Genomic DNA, 16,463 nt, shown 5'->3' on the forward strand with positions numbered 1-16,463 from the left:
GGGTCCGGTCCGCCCCCACTTACGCTGGTCCGGACATGACTGCTCCTGTTTCCCCCGATCTCCCCGCCCTCCCCGCCGCGCGCGCCCTGACGCCCGTGTCGAAGGTGCTGCGGCTGTGCCTGCACGCGCTGCTCCTCGGCCTGCTCGCGCTCGCCGCCGGGCGGGCCGTCACCGACTCCGCGCCGCGGGCCGGCTGGGTGATCGCCGCCTGCGCGGTGCTCGCCGCCGTCTACGCGGGCGGTGTACGGGCCCCCGCCGTGCACAGCTCGCCGCGCGCCGGGGCCCTGTGGTTGGCCGGGCTCGGCGCGGCCTGGGCGGCGCTGCTCGTGGTCTGCCCCGACGGGCTGTGGATCGCCTTCCCGCTGTACTTCCTGGAACTGCACCTGCTGCGGCTGCGCTGGGGGGTGGCGGCCGTCGCGGTGACCGCGTGCGCGGCCATCGCCGGATTCCTCGCGCACAGCAGCTCGGTGACTCCCGGAGCCTTCCTCGGGCCGTTGCTGGGCGGGGCGGTGGCGGTGGCGACCGTGCTGGGCTACCAGGCGCTGTACCGCGAGAGCGAGCGCCGCCGGGAGCTGATCGAGGAGCTGATCACCACCCGGGCCGAGCTGGCCGCGGCCGAGCGGGGTGCGGGGATCCTGGCCGAGCGGGAGCGCCTGGCCCGGGAGATCCACGACACCCTCGCCCAGGGGCTGTCCTCCATCCAGCTGCTGCTGCGGGCGGCCGAGCGGGCGCTGCCCCCACAGGCTCCGGCGCTGGAGCACATCGCCCGGGCGCGCGAGGCGGCCCAGGAGAACCTCGCCGAGGCGCGTCGTTTCGTACGGGCCCTCACGCCGCCGGACCTGGAGCGCGGGTCGCTCGCGGCCGCTCTGGAACGGCTGTGCGCGGGGGTCCCGGGACCGCGCGTGCGGTTCTCGCTGAGCGGCAGCCCGCGGGTTCTGCCCACGCCGTACGAGGTGGCCCTGCTGCGGATCGCCCAGTCGGCACTGGCCAATGTGGTGCGGCACGCGCGGGCCGGGCGCGCCGAGATCACCCTGACGTTCATGGACGCCTCGGTCACCCTGGACATCGTCGACGACGGGCACGGCTTCGACCCGTCCTCGGTCGCCTCCGGCGCGGGCGACGGCGGCTTCGGGCTGCCCGCGATGCGCTCGCGCGCCGAGACCCTGGGCGGGCTGTTCACCGTGGAGTCCGACCCCGGCCAGGGCACGGCCGTGGCCGTCACACTGCCGCTGCCCCTGGAACACCTGGAACACGCGGATCACGCACTGCATCCGGACGCCGTGGAGGCCCTGTGACCATCCGTCTCCTGCTCGCCGACGACCACCCGGTGGTCCGGGCCGGGCTGCGCGCGGTGCTGGACACCGAACCGGACTTCGCGGTGGTGGCCGAGGCGGCGACCGCCGAGCGCGCGGTGGAACTGGCCGCCGGTGAACCGGTGGACGTGGTGCTGATGGACCTCCAGTTCGGTCCCGGTCCCGGTATGCACGGCTCCGAGGCGACGGCCCTGATCACCGCCCGGCCGGGCGCGCCCCGGGTGCTGGTGCTGACCACGTACGACACGGACGCGGACATCCTGGCCGCGGTGGAGGCGGGCGCCTCCGGCTATCTGCTCAAGGACGCCCCGCCGGAGGAGCTCGCGGCGGCGGTGCGCACGGCCGCCGCGGGCCAGTCGGCGCTGGCCCCGGCGGTGGCGCTGCGTCTGATGGACCGGATGCGGACTCCCGCGGAGGCGCTGACGAAGCGGGAGCTGGAGGTGCTGCAACTGGTCGCGGACGGCCTGTCGAACCAGCAGATCTCCAAGAAGCTCTTCCTCAGCCAGGCCACCGTCAAGTCCCACCTGGTGCACGTCTACGCCAAGCTCGGCGTCGACTCCCGCACCTCGGCGGTCGCGGCGGCCGCCACCCGCCGGCTGATCCGCACCCCGTAGGGGGGCTGACCCCAGGGCGGACAGGCGGGGCTGCAGGCGGGTACGCGGCGCGCGCCGACGGGAGCATCGGGGGTGTCGAGCCAACGAGCCCCCGGAACGAGAGCGAGCCCATGATGCCTGCCACCTCCATCCCCGCGCGCCGTACGGCGGAGCGCCGCGACCCCGGCCCGCCGCCCGCCGCCGTCCGGGCCGCCTTCGCGCTCTGGGTCACCGCCGTGGCCGCGGGCGCCTTCGAGACCGCACTGATGGTGGGCCGGGCTCCGGCCGACGGGATCGGTGCGGGTCTGGCGGTGCGGCTGGCCGTGTTCACCGCGGCCGTGCTGGTCGCCTTACGCATGCGCCGCGGCGCCGGCTGGGCCCGGATCAGCCTGGCGATCGGCCTCGGGATCCTCGGCACGGCCTCGCTGTTGGTCGGACCGCTCGGATACCTCCTCGACGGCGGGTCGCTCTCCGCCGCGCTCGCTCACGCGGACGCCCTGGAGTGGGTCTTCAGGGTCAGCAGGACGGTCCATCTCGCGGCCGTGCTGACGGCGGTGGTCCTGATGTTCCGCCCGGCCGCGAACCGGTACTTCCGCAGGTCCGCGTAGGCCGCGACAGGGCACGCTCTACGCCACCCAGTGCGGCCGTTCCACCGCCGGCGGCAGCGGGACCCCCTCGTGGAAGGCGCTCGCGAGGCGACGGATGCCCTCGTCGAGCCGGTCGGCGGGGAGCGTGTACGGGATCCGGAGCCGGTGCTCGAAGGTGCCCGGGTCCACCCCGAAGCGCGCGCCGCGGCCGATGTGCACCCCGGCCGCGGCGGCCCGCTCGGCCAGGGCGGAGCTGACCGGCTCGCCCAGGTCGACCCAGAGCGAGAGTCCGCCCGGCGGGACCTGCCAGGACCATTCCGGGGTGTGCCGCTGGAGTGCCCGCACCAGGGCCTCGCGCCGGCTCCGCAGCTGCGCCAGCCGTGCGGGCAGCTCCCGTTCCATGCCGTCCAGCAGCGGGAGCGCGACCAGCTGGTCGAGCACCGAGCCGGTCATGTCGGCGGAGACCCGTACGGCCGTCAGCTCCGTGATCATCTTCGCTGTGGCCCGGATCCACCCCACCCGCAGCCCGCCCCAGTGCGTCTTGCTGAGCGAGCCGATGGTGATCACGTGGTCCGCGCCCCCGCGCGGGGCGAGGGAGGCCAGCGGCGCGGGCGCGGGCACGTCCAGTGCGATGTCGGCGATCGTCTCGTCGACGACCAGCCAGGTCCCGGTGGCACGGGTCACCGCGAGCAGCCGCAGCCGCTGCTCCGGCGGCATCAGCGCGCCCGTCGGGTTGTGGAAGTCGGGGATCACGTACGCCAGCCTGGGCACGGTCTGGCGCAGCGTGGACTCGGCTATCTCCAGGTCCCATCCCGCGTCGGAGACGGCGATGGATCCGGTGCGCAGCCGCGCGTGGCGCAGGGCGTCGAGGGCGTTGGCGTAGGTCGGGTTCTCGGTCACGACCCGGTCCTCGGGCCCGCAGAGCAGGCTGACGACCAGCGAGAAGGCCTGCTGGGCCCCGGCCGTGACCAGGATCTGCTCGGGGCGGGTGGGGAGCCCGCGCCGGGTGAACCGGTCGGCGACGGCGCTGCGCAGGTCGGGCAGGCCGAAGGGGTGGTAGCCGGGGCTGCGGGCCAACTCGGGCAGCCGGGGCGCCGCCCGGGCGAAGGCGTCGGCCAGGCTGTCCTGCGGTGCCCCCATGGCGGCGATGGCGAGGTCGACACCGGGATCGCCGTCGGCGCTGTAGCCGCCGGCGCCGAGGAGGGCGTGGGCGCCGACCGGGCGGTGGCCGTCGGGGAGCTCGGTCCAGGTTCCGGAGCCGCGCCGGCTGCGGACGTAGCCGCTCTCGCGCAGCAGGTCGTAGGCGCCGGTGACGGTGGCCCGGCTGGCGCCGACCGCCTCGGCGAGTTCGCGTTCGGCGGGCAGCCGGACGTGCAGGGCGATGCGTCCGTCGAGGATCAGCGTGCGGACGGCGTCGGCGAGCGCCCGGTAGCCGGGGCGGGCCAGGACGTCGGCGGGCAGCAGGGCCGCGAGCTGACGGCTGCCCATGGTTCTGTCCGCTGTCTGGACCACTCGCCCGATTGCCATGCCAACCTCCCCTGATTGGCTCTGACGGCCAGGCCAATCGAGGACCAGACTCGCTGTATTGGCCCTCGATTGGCAAGGAGATCCCGAGATGCTGACCGACCGTGACGAACGTGCCCTGCTGGCCGCCGCCGAGAACCGGATCGCCCGTCCGCTGTGGATCGGGGCCGCGCTGGCCTCCGTACGGCGCACCCTGGCACGGCGGTCACGCGCGCGCACGCAGCAGCGAGAATCGGTGACATGTCATCCCACACACACTCCGATCCACCCCTGATCGCGGGCCTGCTGCTGGCCGCCGGCGGCGGCCGCCGGCTCGGCGGACGCCCCAAGGCCCTGCTCCCCTACCGTGGCCGACCGCTCGTCGAGAACGCCGTACGGGTCCTGCGGGAGGCGGGCTGCGGCCCGGTGCACGTGGTGCTCGGCGCCTCGGCGGCCGAGGTCCGCGAGCGCGCGGACCTGGCGGGCTGCGTGGTCGTGGACAACCCGGACTGGGCGCAGGGGATGGGCTCCTCGCTGCGGGTCGGCCTCACCTCCCTCGCCGGTACGGGCGCCCGCGCGGCCCTGGTCTCGCTGGTGGACCAGCCGGGCATCGGCCCGGCGGCGGTGGCCCGGGTACTGGCGGCGTACCGCTCCCCCACGAGCCTGGTGGCGGCGGCGTACGGCGGGGAGCGCGGCCATCCGGTGCTGTTCGGGGCGGACCGCTGGGCCGACATCGCCGCGACGGCGACCGGCGACAAGGGCGCGCGGGTGCATCTTGCGCGACATGCCGAAGAGCTCATGCTGGTGGAGTGCTCGGACATCGCGGAGGCCTTCGACATCGACACGCCGCCCGACCTGGCACGACTCGTCTGAGCACGGTGTGACGGCGATGGCACTGAGGGCCACCGGGAAGCGGAATCTGTCGACTCAGAGAATCTCGACATCAACAAACCATTGAACTTCCACCATGAGGAAATTACTATCCACTGGTCAGAAGCGCCCTGAACCCCCAGACGGCGCCCGCGACCGTATTCCGGAACTCTCCACACCCGACGGCACTGCGTGCCGTCTCGCGCGAGCATTCCCCCGCGGCCGCCAGGCACCGCCGCTGAAGGAGTGACAGATATGTCCGCACCAGCGCCGTCCCCGCTGGCCATCGTCGACGCCGAGCCCCTGCCCCGGCAGGACGAAGTCCTCACCGAAGCGGCCCTCGCCTTCGTGGCCGAGCTCCACCGGCGGTTCGCCCCCCGCCGCGCCGAGCTCCTCGCCCGCCGCGCCGAGCGCCGTGCCGAAATCGCCCGGACCTCCACCCTCGACTTCCTCCCGGACACCGCACAGGTCCGCGAGGGCGACTGGAAGGTGGCGCCGGCCCCGGCCGCGCTGAACGACCGTCGCGTGGAGATCACCGGTCCGACGGACCGCAAGATGACCATCAACGCCCTGAACTCGGGCGCCAAGGTCTGGCTCGCCGACTTCGAGGACGCCTCCGCTCCCACCTGGGAGAACGTCGTCCTCGGCCAGCTCAACCTCATCGACGCGTACGAGCGTCGCATCGACTTCACCGACCCGCGCACCGGCAAGGCGTACGCGCTGAAGCCCGCCGACCAGCTCGCCACCGTCGTGATGCGGCCGCGCGGCTGGCACCTGGAGGAGCGTCACCTGCGCTTCGAGGGCGGCCCGGCCTCCGGCTCGCTCGTGGACTTCGGCCTGTACTTCTTCCACAACGCCAAGCGTCTGATCGACCTCGGCAAGGGCCCGTACTTCTACCTGCCGAAGACGGAGTCGCACCTGGAGGCCCGCCTCTGGAACGACATCTTCATCTTCGCCCAGGACTACGTCGGCATCCCCCAGGGCACCGTCCGCGCGACCGTCCTCATCGAGACGATCACCGCCGCGTACGAGATGGAGGAGATCCTCTACGAGCTGCGCGACCACGCGGCCGGCCTGAACGCGGGCCGCTGGGACTACCTCTTCTCCATCGTCAAGAACTTCCGTGACGGCGGCGAGAAGTTCGTCCTGCCGGACCGCAACGCGGTGACGATGACCGCCCCGTTCATGCGGGCGTACACCGAACTGCTGGTCCGCACCTGCCACAAGCGCGGCGCGCACGCCATCGGCGGCATGGCGGCCTTCATCCCGTCCCGCAAGGACGCCGAGGTCAACAAGGTCGCCTTCGAGAAGGTCAAGGCCGACAAGGACCGCGAGGCGGGCGACGGCTTCGACGGCTCCTGGGTCGCCCACCCCGACCTGGTCCCGATCGCGATGGCCTCCTTCGACGCGGTGCTCGGCGAGAAGCCGAACCAGAAGGACCGGCTGCGCGAGGACGTCTCGGTGGCCCCGGGCGAGCTCATCGCGATCGACTCGCTGGACGCGCGGCCGACGTACGAGGGCCTGCGCAACGCGGTCCAGGTCGGCATCCGCTACATCGAGGCGTGGCTGCGCGGCCTCGGCGCCGTCGGCATCTTCGGTCTGATGGAGGACGCGGCCACCGCCGAGATCTCGCGCTCGCAGATCTGGCAGTGGATCAACGCGGGCGTCGTGTTCGAGAACGGCGAGACGGCCACGGCCGAACTGACCCGCAAGATCGCGGCCGAGGAACTGACCGCCATCCGCGCCGAGGTCGGCGAGGAGGCCTTCACGTCCGGCAAGTGGAAGCAGGCCCACGACCTCCTCCTCCAGGTCTCCCTGGACGCGGACTACGCGGACTTCCTGACCCTCCCCGCCTACGACCAGCTGGTCGGCTGATACCCGGATTCGGCCGGAACGCACAGCGGCCGAAGCCTATCGGCTCCGCCCCCGTCGCCTCACGGCACGGGGGCGGAGCCGTTTGCGTTCCACAACAGGAGGAACCAACTCCCGAACGATCGGTCGGTCGTTACTCGTTCGTAACGTGACTGTACCTAGCGGTAACAAGTGGCCCCGTGTCACCTTTCCGATGCCACCGGCCGGCGGTACCCCCACTTCCCAGCCACGCGACACAGTCGTCGCCGACTTCGGCGTGGCCGAACGCAGGAGTTCCGCAGTGATCGGATTCCGCAACGTCAGCAAGGACCGGGACCGCAGCCGGATGCGACGGCTGGCCGGGGCCGGAATGGCCGTACCGCTCGCCGCCGCACTGCTGGCCGGCGGAGCCGGAACCTCCGCCGCCAGCCCGGGAACGGGACCCACCGCCGTGGTGTCCATGGGCGACAGCTACATCTCCGGCGAGGCCGGGCGCTGGAAGGGCAACAGCCTCACCAACAGCGGCAGCCGGAACGGGACCGACCGGGGCTGGGTCAGCGGCAGCACCTACGACCCCGCCAAGGTCTACGGGACCACCGCCGGCGGATGCCACCGCTCCGACTCCGCCGAGGTGCGCAGCGCCGGGGCGATCGCCGATGTCGCCGTGAACCTCGCCTGTTCCGGGGCGGTTTCGGACAACGTGTTCCGCGCCTCCAACGGCGGCGTCTCCTACAAGGGCGAGGCCCCGCAGGCCGATCAGCTCGCCGCGGTGGCCGCGAGCCACGACGTCAAGGTCATCGCCCTGTCCATCGGCGGGAACGACCTCGGCTTCGCCGACATCATCAAGGACTGCGCGCTCGACTTCGTCCTCTGGAACTCCTACTGCTACGACGACCAGCAGTACGGCGTCGACCAGAAGATCGACGCGGTCATGGGCAAGGTCGGCAAGTCCGTGGACGAGATCCGGGCCGTGATGCGCGCGGCCGGGTACGCCGACTCCTCGTACCGGATCGTGCTGCAGTCCTACCCGTCGCCGATCCCGCGCGGCGCGGAGAACCGGTACACGCAGAGCGACTGGAGCAGGCTCAACACCGGCGGCTGCCCCTTCTGGAACCGGGACTCCGACTGGGCGCGGGACTCGCTGGTGCCGCAGATAGCGAACCGGATCAAGGGCGTCGCGGCGGCCAAGGGCGTGCAGTTCCTGGACCTGCGGGACATGATGCAGGGCCGCGAGGTCTGCGCGAAGGCGAGCAAGCAGGTGAGCTCCACCGTGCCGGCCTCGGCGAAGACGAGCGAGTGGGCGCGCTGGATCGACAACAACGAGTCGCAGGGGCTGATCCAGGAGTCCATGCACCCGAACTACTTCGGCCAGCTGGCCGCGGGGCGCTGCCTGGCCCTGGTCGTGGCCCAGCCCGCGAGCTCCGGCTTCAGCTGCAAGAACACCGCGGGCGGGGACCAGACGGGCATGTTCCTGACCCCGGCCTCCTGAGAGGTCCCGGCGTCGGGGCTCCACCGGGCGACACGGCCCGGTGGAGCCCCGTGGGGCCCGTTCGGGTCAGTGGGACTGCGCGAACGCCCCTTCGGCGCGAGTCTGGGGGGTGACGGACTGGGCGACGGACCGCGGGCCCGACGCGGCGCGCCGCGTCCGGAGGGAGCGTGATCGGCGTGGCCCGCAACCGCCGCCTGATCCTGAGCACGCCGTCCGAGGTCTGGCGCCTGCTGTCCGACGGCCACCGTTACGGCGAGTGGGTCACGGGAACCCAGCGGATCCTGGCCGCGGATCCGCACTGGCCGGACGTGGGGGCCCGCCTGCAGGTCCGGGTCGGCGCCGGCCCGCTCACCCTCGACGACACGTGCGTGGTCCGCCGGTGCGAACCCGAACGCCGCCTGGAACTGGAAGCGCGGGCGGAACCCTTCGGCGCGGCGCGCATCGCCATGCACCTGGCCCCCTGGGGCGAGAACACCCTGTTCACCCTCGACTGGCACCCCCTGCGGGGACCCGGTACCCGGATGCACGGACTTCCCGTGGACTACATCGTCGCCATCCGCAACGGCATGATGCTGACGAAGCTCGCCCGGATCGCGGTACGCGAGCACGCCGATGCGCAGGTCACCGGTCGGGGGCGGTGAGCACCGAGAGGATGTTGCCCGCCGGGTCCTTGAACCAGGCGATCGTGGGCATGCCGTCCTCGCCGTGCACGATGCCCTTGGCGTCCGCCTCGAAGCCCTCGTAGCGTTCGAACGCGACTCCGCGCGCGGTGAGCTCGTCCACGGCCCGTTCGACGTCGTCCACGGGGAAGTTCAGGATCGTGTAGACCGCGGGCCGGTGGTCCTCCTTCGGGTAGACCATGATCGTGGTGCCGCCCGCGAGGTCGAGGCGGAGCAGGCCCATCTCCTGATCCTCGGAGACGCTCAGGCCGAGGGTCGTGCCGTAGAACTCCTTGGCCTTCTCCAGGTCGTCGACCGCGAATCCGCTGAATGCCCTGCTGTTTTCGAACATGGCTGTTCCTCCGGTCCGGGGAGCCCCGCTTCCCATGGTCCCTCCGGGACGGCCGGGCGGCGATTCCGGGCCGCCGGCGCCCGGCGGAAATCGGGGTGATCGGCGCGAGGGGGGCTGGCATGCTCGGGCGCATGGCAGCCCGTGACGCACGTCCCAGTCTCTACATCTCCGTCGACATCGAGGCCGACGGACCCATTCCCGGACCGTATTCGATGATCAGCTTCGGGGCCTCGGTCGCGGGCCGCCAGGACGGCGCTTCGTATACGGCCGCCGATCCGGAACAGCTCACCTTCTACCGGGAGTTGCGGCCCATCAGTGAGGAGTTCGTGCCCGAGGCGCTGGCCGTGAGCGGGCTGGACCGCGACCGACTGGTGCGGGAGGGCGCCGATCCGGCGGCGACCATGGCCGAATTCCGCGCCTGGGTCCGGGAGGTGTCCGCGGGGGCGCAGCCGGTGATGTGCGGCTACCCGGCCTCCTTCGACTGGACCTTCCTGTACTGGTACCTGATCCGGTTCGGCGGGGACAGCCCCTTCGGCCACTCCGGCTGCCTGGACATGAAGACCCTCTACGCCGCGAAGGCGCGGGTGCCGCTGCGGGCCGCGGTGAAGGGCCGGATGCCGCGCGAGCTGCTGTCGCGGCGCCGCCACACCCACCACGCCTTGGACGACGCGATCGAACAGGCCGAGCTGATGAGCAACTTGATGCTGTGGACCCCTCCCCCGGTGTCCGCCCCGGCCGCCGGCCGGTCCCCGCGCATCACTCACCTCGCGTGGGGCCGGATCGAGGCCGAAGGGCTGGCCCCCGGCAAGGACTTCAAGCTCTACCCGGGCGGTGGCCGCCCCTGGGACTGGTCCGAGCACGGTACGCGGCACGATCCCGGCATCCACCCCCAGGAGGTGCGCGAGCTCCTCGACCTCGGGGTGACGGCGGTCGTGCTCAGCCAGGGCATGGAAAAGCGCCTCGGGGTCGTGCCGGAGACGCTGGAGGTGCTCCGGGCGGCCGGGGTCGAGGTGCACGTGGCGGAAACGACCGAGGCCGTGGAGATCTACAACCGGCTGGCACGGGACGGGCGGGTCGGCGGCCTCTTCCAGTCGACCTGCTGAGCCGCGCACGACGGCGGGCACGACACGGACACGGCGGCGCGCACGCCACACCCGCAGTGGGTGGCGTACGCGCCGCCGTGCTGCCCGGTCGGACCGACCGGGCGGGGGCCGGGCAGGGAGCCGGGTGTCAGTGCACCGGTACCGGGTCCGGCGCGGCCCCCGAGGCCGCGCCCTTCCTGGCGCCGAGGTGGTTGAAGGCCAGGTTCAGCAGGATGGCCACCACGCACCCGGTGCTGATGCCGGAGTCGAGGACGACCAGCAGGTCCTTCGGGAAGGCGTGGTAGAACTCCGGCGCGGCGATCGGGATCAGGCCGATGCCCACGGAGGCGGCGACGATGAGGGCGTTCTCGCCCTTCTCCATGGCCGCTCCGGCCAGGGTCTGGATGCCGCTGGCCGCGACCGAGCCGAAGAGGACGATGCCGGCGCCGCCGAGGACCGGCAGCGGGACCACGCCGATGACGGAGGCCGCCATCGGGCACAGGCCGAGCAGGATGAGGATCCCGCCGCCCGCGGCGACGACGAAGCGGCTGCGCACCTTGGTCATGGCGACCAGCCCGATGTTCTGGGCGAAGGCGCTGCACATGAATCCGTTGAACAGCGGGCTGATCGCGCTGCCGAGGGTGTCGGCGCGCAGGCCGCCCTCGATGGTCTTCGCGTCCGCCGGACGGCCGACGATCCTGCCCAGCGCCAGGATGTCGGCGGTGGACTCGGTCATGCAGACCAGCATGACGATGCACATCGAGATGACGGCCGCGACCTGGAACTGCGGGGCGCCGAAGTGGAAGGGGGTCGGGAAGCCGACCACCGAGGCGTTCTTGACGGCGTCGAAGCTGGTCATGCCGAGCGGGAGGGCGATCAGGGTGCCGGCGACCAGGCCGAGCAGGATGGATATCTGCTGGAGGAAGCCGCGCAGGAACTTGCGCATCAGCAGGACGATGACGAGGGTGGCGGCGGCCATGCCGATGTTCTGCATGGAGCCGTAGTCGGTGGCGGTGCGGTTCCCGCCCTGTGACCAGTTGAAGGCGACGGGCAGGAGCGAGACGCCGATGAGGGTGATGACCGTACCCGTCACGACCGGCGGGAAGAAGCGGACGAGTTTGCCGAAGTAGGGGGCGGCGAAGAAGCCGATGACCCCGGCGACGATGATCGCGCCGAAGATGACGGGAAGGGCGTTCTCCCCCTCCCCCTTGCCGATCGCGATCATCGGGGTCACTCCGGCGAAGGAGACGCCGTTGACGAAGGGGAGTTTGGCGCCGATCTTCCAGAATCCGAGGGTCTGGAGGAGGGTGGCGAGGCCTGCCGTGAAGAGCGAGGCGCCCATCAGGAAGGCGGTCTCGGTGGCGGAGAGCCCGACGGCCGGTCCGACGATCATGGGCGGGGCCACGACACCCGCGTACATGGCGGCCACGTGCTGCAGGCCGCTCGTGAACATTTTCAGCGGAGGCAGGGTCTCATCGACCGGATGCTTCTCCTCCGGTACTGCGACTGCATCTGCATCTTTGCGAAACCTGGGCGCCTGGGCCACGGCTTCCTCCGTTCGGTTGAACACGCCGGCAGGGGCATGGTGTCTTGGAGGTGGTGCGAAAGCGGTGCGAGTCGAGCCTGTATGCGGTTGTGGGTGGTGCGAATACTTGTCCCAAGGGGTGCGGAAACGAGTCGCCCGATCATCGGTTCCGCGCTGCGGTCCAGCTCAGGGCCCGGCAGGGGCGCGCCGGACCGGTTCGTGAGCTGGGGGTGCCACGGCAAGGGCGCGTCATGCGCGCCGCGGGGCTGGTTGCACGAGTCACCGCCCCCGGGGCGCCTTCGGATCTCCTCAGGCGCTACCCGGGAACGGCTGCCCACGGACCCCGCTCGGGTCCGCGGCTGCCGGCCGGGGGCCGTCCCCCCCGGCCGGACTCCGTGGGATCAGGCCTGCGCGGAGATCCGCGCGAGGCGCTGGGCCTCTTCCCGCGTGGACACGGCGATGGCGTCCTCGTCGGCGAAGAGGAGGCGGTTGTTCTCGACGATCTGCTTGCCGTTGACGAACGACGCGGTGACCGGGGCCGCCGCACCGAAGACCAGCGCGGTGACCGGGTCGGCGATCGAGGAGTGCAGGAAGGTGCTGAGGTTCCAGAGCACCAGGTCGGCGCACTTGCCGGCCTCCAGCGAACCGATGTTGTCGGCACGGCCGAGGACCTGGGCGCCGCCGTACGTACCGAGGCGCAGGGCCTGGCGCGCGTTCAGGGCGCGCTCGCGGTGGACCGGGTTCAGGCGGTTGATCAGCAGCGCGTTGCGCAGCTCGGTGTGCAGCTCACCGGACTCGTTGGAGGCGGTGCCGTCCACGCCGAGGCCTACCGGGACACCGGCGGCGAGCATGTCCGGGACGCGGGCGATGCCGGCGGCCAGACGGGCGTTGGAGGACGGGCAGTGCGCGACACCGGTCTTGGTACGGGCGAACGCGGCGATGTCGGAGTCGTTCATGTGGACGCTGTGCGCCATCCACACGTCCTCGCCGAGCCAGCCGGTCGACTCGAAGTAGTCGGTCGGGCCCATGCCGAAGAGCTCGTGGCAGAACTTCTCCTCCTCGACGGTCTCGCTGCCGTGCGTGTGCATACGCACCCCGAGGCGGCGGGCCAGCTCGGCGCCCTGCTTCAGCAGCTCGGTGGAGACCGAGAAGGGGGAGCACGGGGCGACGGCGACCTGGGTCATCGAGTCGAAGGAGGCGTCGTGGAACTTCTTGACGGTCGCCTCGGTGTCGGCGAGCGCGCCTTCGAGGGTCTCGACGGCGTGGTCCGGCGGCAGGCCGCCGTCCTTCTCGCTGCGGTCCATCGAGCCGCGGGCGAGGGTGAAGCGGACACCCATCTCGGACGCGGCACGGATGATCGAGCCGGACAGGTCGCCGGAGCCCTTGGGGAAGACGTAGTGGTGGTCCATCGCGGTGGTCACACCGCCCTTGGCCATCGCGGCGAGGGAGCCCTGCGCGGCCGTGTACGTCATCTGCTCGTCGATGCGCGCCCACGTCGGGTACAGCGCGACCAGCCAGTTGAAGAGGTTGTGGTCGGTGGCCAGACCACGCGTGATCCACTGGTAGAAGTGGTGGTGGGTGTTGACCAGACCGGGGGTCACGAGGTGCCCGGTACCGTCGATGCGGCGGACTACGTTGTCGAGGTTATCGGGGGCCTTGCCCGCTCCGATGGACTCGATCCGGTTGCCGGCGATGACGATGTGACCCGAGGCGTACTCGGTGTCGTTCGCGTCGACGGTCGCGATCGCACAGTTCTCGATGACGATGCGCTCGACGGCGCTGTCATGGGCTGCCGATGCTGCCATGGGACTTCCTCGTGCTTTCAGTGGCGGTGCGGGCACGGCAAGGCCCAGGAGATTTGAGTGCCGGAGCCGGGGGCCTTGACAGCTGACAGTACTGCCGCCCCGTGTGATACGTCCGGGTGCCGATTCAGGAAGCTTGTGAGTGTCGCGCGGTCCCGGGGCCACTGCGGAGCCCCGGGACGCGCGTGCCGCGTCAGAGGTTGGTCATGTCCACGGGGATACGGGCGTCGACGCCGTCCCGGAGAACAGTGGCCTCGATCAGACCGTACGGACGGTCCGCGGCGAAGTACACCTCGTTGTCGTTCTTGAGGCCGAAGGGCTCCAGGTCGACGAGGAAGTGGTGCTTGTTCGGGAGCGAGAAGCGGACCTCGTCGATCTCCGAACGGTGGTTGATGATGCGCGAACCCATCTGGTACAGGGTCTGCTGCAGCGACAGGGAGTAGGTCTCCGCGAAGGCCTGCAGCATGTGCTTGCGGACCTCGGCGTAGGACTTCTCCCAGTTGGGCATCCGCTGCTCGTCGTCCGACCAGTTGAAGCGCCAGCGAGCCGACACCTGGGTGGCCAGGATGCGGTCGTAGGCCTCCTTCAGCGTCGTGTACTTGTCCTTCACGTAACCCCAGAACTCGGAGTTCGTGGAGTTCATGACGACGAGGTCCTTGAGGCCGGAGATGACCTCCCAGTTCGTACCGTCGTACGTGATCTGGGTGACGCGGGTCTCCATGCCCTGGCGGACGAAGGAGTGGTTCACCTCGTCGGAGCCGATGAACTTGGAGTTGGCGTCCGAGGTGGCGATCCGGTCCCAGGCGTACTCCTCGATCCGGATGCGCGCGCGCTTGATCGGCTCCTGGCTGGTGACGAACCAGCGCGCCAGGTGGATGCCGAACTGCTCGGCGGACTCGATGCCGTACTCCTTGGCGAACGCGTACACCGTGTTCTTGGTGGTGTCCGTCGGAAGGCAGTTGGCGTTCGAGCCGGAGTAGTGGACGTCGTCCATGTCGCCGGAGAGGGCGACCGAGACGTTCAGGTCCTTGATGTGGTGCGTGTCGCCGTCCCGCGTGATCTTGACGACGCGGTTCTCTGCTTTGCCGTACTGGTTCTGGCCCAGAATCGTGGCCATGCTAGCTCCCTCGGTAAACGGAGTAGCCGAACGGGTTGAGCAGCAGCGGTACGTGGTAATGCTCGCCCGGGTTCACCGCAAAGGTGATGGTGACCTCGGGGAAGAACGCACCGCTGTCCCTTACGCGGGGGGCGTCCTGCTGCGCCTCGGCTTGCTTCTTCTCGAAGTACGTCTCGGTCTCGAAGTCGAGACGTACGTGTGTGGTGCCCTCCGGCAGCGCCGGCAGGTCCTTGCAGCGCCCGTCCGCATCGGTGGCGGAGCCGCCCAGGGCCGCCCACTCGCCGCCGAGACCCGTACGGGCCGACAGGGAGATGGCGACGCCCTCGGCGGGCTTGCCGATGCTGGTGTCCAGGATGTGCGTGGACACCGACGCGGTGGTCTCGGTGCTCATGGTCACGCTCCTTCTGCTTCTGCGAGTTCGACGAGACGGGTGAGGCGGATCTTGTTGATCTTGACGAGCTCGCCGCGGGCGATCTCCCGCTCCTGCTCCGGCGAGTTGTCGATCCGGACCTTGACCGCGTCACGCATGAACTCACCGGTCGCACCGGTGGCGCAGATGAGGAAGACGTGGCCGAACTTGTCCTGGTAGGCCAGGTTCAGTTCGAGGAGCTCGTTCTTGAGCTCCTCCGAGGCACCGGCCATGCCACGCTGCTCGCGGGCGGAGGTCGGGTCTCCCGGCTTCGGCCGGCCGATCGGCGCGTGGCCTCCCATCGCTTCGCCCAGGTCGTCCGCGGTGAGCTCCGCCATGGCGGCTTCGTTCGCGGCGAACAGGGACTCTGCGGTGGAGAAGGGGCGCTGGGCGAGCATTTTGCTCCCCCACGCCGAGCTGGCGCACACCTCGTGCAGCTCGGCCGTGGCCGCGCTGTCGTCCAAGGCGTTGAACCGGGTGAGACCCGGGGTCGGACTCGAAGTCACGGTAGGCCTCCGTGGCCTGTTGTTGCTTTGACGGGCTGCGCATAGCTAACGCCCTCCACCACACGGCGTCAACACTTTGTTGAAACTTCCCGTACACAAAAGCCGCCGCCCGGGTGAATTGGGCGGCGGCTCGTCACCGTGAGTCAGCCTGCGTTCACTCCTGGCTGCTCTTGCCGGTCCCCTTCGGGGCGTTCGAATCGCGGTTCAGGTAGTTGTAGACGGTGAAGCGGCTGACACCCAGGGCGCCCGCGACCGTTTCCACGCCGTGCCGCACGGAGAAGGCGCCCCGCGCCTCCAGTATCCGCACGACGTCCTGCTTGGACTTCCGGTCGAGCTGAGCCAACGGTACGCCGTACCGGCGCTCCAGGGCCGCCAGGATGTGATCCAGCGAGTCCGAGAGCTGCGGCAGGCGCACGGCCAGCAGATCCTGGCCCTCCCAGGCGAGCACGACGTCGTCGGGCTGCGCCAGGGCGGGATCCATCAGCTCGCCGCCCATGGCGTCCACCAGCGGCTTGACCGCGGTGACGAAGGGATGGTCGCGGGGCTCGGTCATGACATCTCCTCCCCGATCACATTGACCTGGAGCGAGACACGCGTGGCGCCGGCCTCCAGGGAGTCGCGCAGCAGCGCCCCCACCGCGGCCAGCACCCGGTCGGCCTCACCCTCGGCGGTATTGCCGAACGGGCCGACATCCACGGCGTCCAGCTGGGCCTTCTGGATGACCTCGCGGGCCGCCACGGCATGGGCAGGAGCCTCTTCCAGATCGAAGGGCTCGGTCGTGAACTCCACTCTCAATCGCACGCCG

General features: G+C 70.9%; 18 protein-coding genes. 9 read left to right on the top strand and 9 right to left on the bottom strand.

From position 1 onward, the window contains the following. Positions 1 to 35 precede the first annotated feature (35 nt). From KO717_RS07040 to KO717_RS07050, 3 genes are all read left to right on the top strand, one after another. Entirely contained in the window at positions 36 to 1,295 is a 1,260-nt protein-coding gene (locus KO717_RS07040) for a sensor histidine kinase (RefSeq protein WP_301365087.1), read from the top strand. Continuing rightward, positions 1,292 to 1,927 (top strand): response regulator, encoded by a 636-nt coding sequence (locus KO717_RS07045; RefSeq protein WP_301365089.1) that lies wholly within the window; start codon positions 1,292 to 1,294, stop codon positions 1,925 to 1,927. Before KO717_RS07040 ends, KO717_RS07045 begins: the two co-directional genes overlap by 4 nt. Positions 1,928 to 2,037: 110 nt before the next feature. After that, positions 2,038 to 2,514 (top strand): hypothetical protein, encoded by a 477-nt coding sequence (locus KO717_RS07050; RefSeq protein WP_301365091.1) that lies wholly within the window; start codon positions 2,038 to 2,040, stop codon positions 2,512 to 2,514. 18 nt (positions 2,515 to 2,532) lie between these two features. Here KO717_RS07050 and KO717_RS07055 read toward each other — a convergent pair whose 3' ends face one another. Continuing rightward, positions 2,533 to 4,020 carry a PLP-dependent aminotransferase family protein gene (locus tag KO717_RS07055; protein WP_301365093.1) on the bottom strand — a complete coding sequence of 496 codons (1,488 nt, stop codon included), beginning with the start codon at positions 4,018 to 4,020 and terminating at the stop codon, positions 2,533 to 2,535. Positions 4,021 to 4,108: 88 nt separating this feature from the next. Here KO717_RS07055 and KO717_RS07060 point away from each other — a divergent pair, with 88 nt between their 5' ends. From KO717_RS07060 to KO717_RS07080, 5 genes are all read left to right on the top strand, one after another. Continuing rightward, positions 4,109 to 4,291, top strand: coding sequence for a hypothetical protein (locus KO717_RS07060; RefSeq protein WP_301365094.1), 183 nt, complete (start codon positions 4,109 to 4,111; stop codon positions 4,289 to 4,291). Continuing rightward, on the top strand, positions 4,258 to 4,869 hold the full coding sequence (locus KO717_RS07065) for a nucleotidyltransferase family protein (protein WP_301365096.1): 612 nt from the start codon (positions 4,258 to 4,260) through the stop codon (positions 4,867 to 4,869). Before KO717_RS07060 ends, KO717_RS07065 begins: the two co-directional genes overlap by 34 nt. A gap of 252 nt (positions 4,870 to 5,121) precedes the next feature. Then, a complete protein-coding gene (gene aceB, locus KO717_RS07070) occupies positions 5,122 to 6,741 on the top strand; it encodes a malate synthase A (protein ID WP_301365098.1) in 1,620 nt (539 codons plus the stop codon). Between the two features lie 322 nt (positions 6,742 to 7,063). Continuing rightward, positions 7,064 to 8,206, top strand: a complete 1,143-nt coding sequence (locus KO717_RS07075) for a GDSL-type esterase/lipase family protein (protein ID WP_437184630.1) — start codon at positions 7,064 to 7,066, stop codon at positions 8,204 to 8,206. A 176-nt stretch (positions 8,207 to 8,382) separates the two neighbouring features. Beyond that, positions 8,383 to 8,847: an SRPBCC family protein gene (locus KO717_RS07080; protein ID WP_301365101.1), complete on the top strand. Its 465-nt coding sequence runs from the start codon at positions 8,383 to 8,385 to the stop codon at positions 8,845 to 8,847. Here KO717_RS07080 and KO717_RS07085 read toward each other — a convergent pair. Beyond that, on the bottom strand, positions 8,828 to 9,217 hold the full coding sequence (locus KO717_RS07085) for a VOC family protein (protein WP_301365103.1): 390 nt from the start codon (positions 9,215 to 9,217) through the stop codon (positions 8,828 to 8,830). The genes KO717_RS07080 and KO717_RS07085 overlap by 20 nt on opposite strands. A gap of 131 nt (positions 9,218 to 9,348) precedes the next feature. On the opposite strand from KO717_RS07085, the gene KO717_RS37320 reads away from it, so the two are divergent. Further along, a complete protein-coding gene (locus KO717_RS37320) occupies positions 9,349 to 10,320 on the top strand; it encodes an MTH938/NDUFAF3 family protein (RefSeq protein WP_367401512.1) in 972 nt (323 codons plus the stop codon). Positions 10,321 to 10,447: 127 nt separating this feature from the next. Here the strand turns inward: KO717_RS37320 and KO717_RS07100 are convergent, their stop codons facing one another. The 7 genes from KO717_RS07100 to KO717_RS07130 all read right to left on the bottom strand — a co-directional run bounded on the left by KO717_RS07100 (position 10,448) and on the right by KO717_RS07130 (position 16,459). Beyond that, a complete protein-coding gene (locus KO717_RS07100) occupies positions 10,448 to 11,845 on the bottom strand; it encodes a nucleobase:cation symporter-2 family protein (RefSeq protein ID WP_301374402.1) in 1,398 nt (465 codons plus the stop codon). A 380-nt stretch (positions 11,846 to 12,225) separates the two neighbouring features. After that, positions 12,226 to 13,629 carry an 8-oxoguanine deaminase gene (locus tag KO717_RS07105; protein WP_301365105.1) on the bottom strand — a complete coding sequence of 468 codons (1,404 nt, stop codon included), beginning with the start codon at positions 13,627 to 13,629 and terminating at the stop codon, positions 12,226 to 12,228. Between the two features lie 190 nt (positions 13,630 to 13,819). Further along, positions 13,820 to 14,743 (bottom strand): factor-independent urate hydroxylase, encoded by a 924-nt coding sequence (gene pucL / locus KO717_RS07110; protein WP_301365107.1) that lies wholly within the window; start codon positions 14,741 to 14,743, stop codon positions 13,820 to 13,822. A gap of 1 nt (position 14,744) precedes the next feature. Continuing rightward, complete coding sequence (uraH, locus tag KO717_RS07115; RefSeq protein ID WP_030008876.1) at positions 14,745 to 15,134, bottom strand: hydroxyisourate hydrolase; 390 nt, start codon at positions 15,132 to 15,134, stop codon at positions 14,745 to 14,747. Between the two features lie 2 nt (positions 15,135 to 15,136). Then, positions 15,137 to 15,658 carry a 2-oxo-4-hydroxy-4-carboxy-5-ureidoimidazoline decarboxylase gene (gene uraD, locus KO717_RS07120; RefSeq protein WP_301365110.1) on the bottom strand — a complete coding sequence of 174 codons (522 nt, stop codon included), beginning with the start codon at positions 15,656 to 15,658 and terminating at the stop codon, positions 15,137 to 15,139. A gap of 154 nt (positions 15,659 to 15,812) precedes the next feature. Beyond that, positions 15,813 to 16,211, bottom strand: a complete 399-nt coding sequence (locus tag KO717_RS07125) for a helix-turn-helix domain-containing protein (protein ID WP_030714791.1) — start codon at positions 16,209 to 16,211, stop codon at positions 15,813 to 15,815. After that, positions 16,208 to 16,459, bottom strand: a complete 252-nt coding sequence (locus KO717_RS07130) for a thiamine-binding protein (protein WP_078913322.1) — start codon at positions 16,457 to 16,459, stop codon at positions 16,208 to 16,210. The genes KO717_RS07125 and KO717_RS07130 overlap by 4 nt, the downstream gene beginning before the upstream one ends. Positions 16,460 to 16,463 lie beyond the last annotated feature (4 nt).

The organism is Streptomyces xanthophaeus, from assembly GCF_030440515.1.
Lineage (GTDB): Bacteria > Actinomycetota > Actinomycetes > Streptomycetales > Streptomycetaceae > Streptomyces > Streptomyces kutzneri.

Bases quoted from the DNA above. Each gene is read 5' to 3' on its own strand.
- KO717_RS07105 (WP_301365105.1), bottom strand. From the start codon at position 13,629: ATGGCAGCATCGGCAGCCCATGACAGCGCCGTCGAGCGCATCGTCATC.
- KO717_RS07065 (WP_301365096.1), top strand. From the start codon at position 4,258: ATGTCATCCCACACACACTCCGATCCACCCCTGATCGCGGGCCTGCTG.
- KO717_RS07075 (WP_437184630.1), top strand. From the start codon at position 7,064: ATGCGACGGCTGGCCGGGGCCGGAATGGCCGTACCGCTCGCCGCCGCA.
- pucL (WP_301365107.1), bottom strand. From the start codon at position 14,743: ATGGCCACGATTCTGGGCCAGAACCAGTACGGCAAAGCAGAGAACCGC.
- KO717_RS07060 (WP_301365094.1), top strand. From the start codon at position 4,109: ATGCTGACCGACCGTGACGAACGTGCCCTGCTGGCCGCCGCCGAGAAC.
- KO717_RS37320 (WP_367401512.1), top strand. From the start codon at position 9,349: ATGGCAGCCCGTGACGCACGTCCCAGTCTCTACATCTCCGTCGACATC.
- KO717_RS07085 (WP_301365103.1), bottom strand. From the start codon at position 9,217: ATGTTCGAAAACAGCAGGGCATTCAGCGGATTCGCGGTCGACGACCTG.
- KO717_RS07125 (WP_030714791.1), bottom strand. From the start codon at position 16,211: ATGACCGAGCCCCGCGACCATCCCTTCGTCACCGCGGTCAAGCCGCTG.
- KO717_RS07055 (WP_301365093.1), bottom strand. From the start codon at position 4,020: ATGGCAATCGGGCGAGTGGTCCAGACAGCGGACAGAACCATGGGCAGC.
- uraH (WP_030008876.1), bottom strand. From the start codon at position 15,134: ATGAGCACCGAGACCACCGCGTCGGTGTCCACGCACATCCTGGACACC.
- KO717_RS07050 (WP_301365091.1), top strand. From the start codon at position 2,038: ATGATGCCTGCCACCTCCATCCCCGCGCGCCGTACGGCGGAGCGCCGC.
- aceB (WP_301365098.1), top strand. From the start codon at position 5,122: ATGTCCGCACCAGCGCCGTCCCCGCTGGCCATCGTCGACGCCGAGCCC.
- KO717_RS07040 (WP_301365087.1), top strand. From the start codon at position 36: ATGACTGCTCCTGTTTCCCCCGATCTCCCCGCCCTCCCCGCCGCGCGC.